The following is a 1,583-nucleotide window of genomic DNA, read 5'->3' as shown; positions in this document are numbered from 1 at the left end:
ATTTTAGGCAATAGGCAAGGGAATTTAGTATAGATACTCCTATGAAATTACAATTAAATAGTGATCAGGATCTGGTGAAGTTGTACCTTAACGGGGACGAATCTGTTTTGGAAGAACTTCTGAAAAGACACAAATCAAAAATATATACATCTATTTATTTATTGGTAAAAGATCAATATCTGGCAGAAGATATATTTCAGGATGCTTTTATAAAAGTGATCAATACATTAAGATCAGGAAGATACAATGAAGAAGGCAAATTTTTGCCTTGGGTAATGCGCATTGCGCACAATCTGGTTATCGATTATTTCAGACGGGAAAAACGTGCACCTGCTATTACAAGTTCTGACGGAACTGACATTCTGAATATGCTGCAGATCTATGAAGAAAGTGCAGAGGACAGAATGCTCAGAGATCAGACGCATACGGATCTTAGAGCTATGATCCATCTATTACCGGATGAACAGAAAGAAGTTCTAATCATGCGTCACTACGCCGACCTGAGCTTTAAAGAAATTGCAGACCTGACCGATGTGAGTATTAATACTGCTTTAGGCAGAATGAGGTATGCCCTGAGCAATTTAAGGAAGATGATGAAGGTAAAAGAAGTGGGATAAACCCGTATTGAAATTTGTTTCAAAATTATTATTGCAGGTTAAAATAAACAGTAGATTGTTGCGTTTAATAATAAACAAAAAACAGTTTATTGCTTATGATAACAACCTCTACTTCAATTAACAACCTATCTCATTTTCATCAGAAATCAGAAAAATCAAACACTGAATTTTTTGAAGAAATTGACTCCTTCCCTTATGACGATCTAAAGGCGGGGCTGGATAATCTGATGAAAGATCCCAGTGATGAGGTAATTCAAAAAATCCTTGCCTATAACATGGCTAAGTAATTTTAAAGCTGCCTCTCTTCCGGGGCAGCTTTTTTATGTCCTTGCGGATAGTATATTTGCACATGCTTAAGAAAGAACGATACAGGTTGTTTGTAGAACATTTTTCGGCCAAACAGCCAGATGCAGAAACAGAACTCCATTACAACAACCCATTCCAGCTGCTTATCGCCGTAATTTTGTCTGCACAATGTACAGATAAAAGGATAAATATGATTACTCCTGCACTTTTTCAACGATTTCCTACACCAAAGTCTTTAGCAGAAGTAACCTCAGATATTGTATTCGATTACATTAAAACTGTAAGTTACCCAAATAATAAAGCAAAACATCTGGTGGGCATGGCCAACATGCTGGTCAATGATTTTGGCAGCTTTGTTCCTTCAGATATTAATGACCTGCAAAAGCTTCCTGGCGTGGGCAGAAAGACTGCGAATGTAATTGCTTCTGTTATATACAATGCACCTGCCATGGCCGTAGATACGCACGTATTTCGAGTGGCAAACCGTATTGGACTTACCAACGGAAAAACACCACTTGCTGTTGAAAAAGATCTTGTGAAACACCTTCCTCAGCACACCATCCACATCGCTCATCATTGGCTTATACTACATGGCCGTTATATCTGTGTAGCCAGATCGCCCAAATGCAGTATCTGCGAAATCACACATCTGTGCCGCTA

At 38.2% G+C, this 1,583-nt stretch carries 3 protein-coding genes; all 3 read left to right on the top strand.

The features are described 5' to 3' along the window. Positions 1-41: 41 nt before the first annotated feature. Positions 42-617 (top strand): RNA polymerase sigma factor, encoded by a 576-nt coding sequence (locus DBR11_RS27650; RefSeq protein WP_108555768.1) that lies wholly within the window; start codon positions 42-44, stop codon positions 615-617. 95 nt (positions 618-712) lie between these two features. After that, positions 713-904: a hypothetical protein gene (locus tag DBR11_RS27645; protein ID WP_108555767.1), complete on the top strand. Its 192-nt coding sequence runs from the start codon at positions 713-715 to the stop codon at positions 902-904. Between the two features lie 62 nt (positions 905-966). Further along, positions 967-1,583 (top strand): endonuclease III (gene nth / locus DBR11_RS27640; protein ID WP_108555766.1); only part of this gene is annotated, 617 nt, incomplete at its 3' end.

Origin of the sequence: Pedobacter sp. HMWF019 (assembly GCF_003061025.1) — a bacterium.
Classification (GTDB): Bacteria; Bacteroidota; Bacteroidia; order Sphingobacteriales; family Sphingobacteriaceae; genus Pedobacter.
The sequence above is the reverse complement of the archived record's forward strand: the minus strand, read 5'-3'. Positions and strand labels throughout refer to the sequence as shown.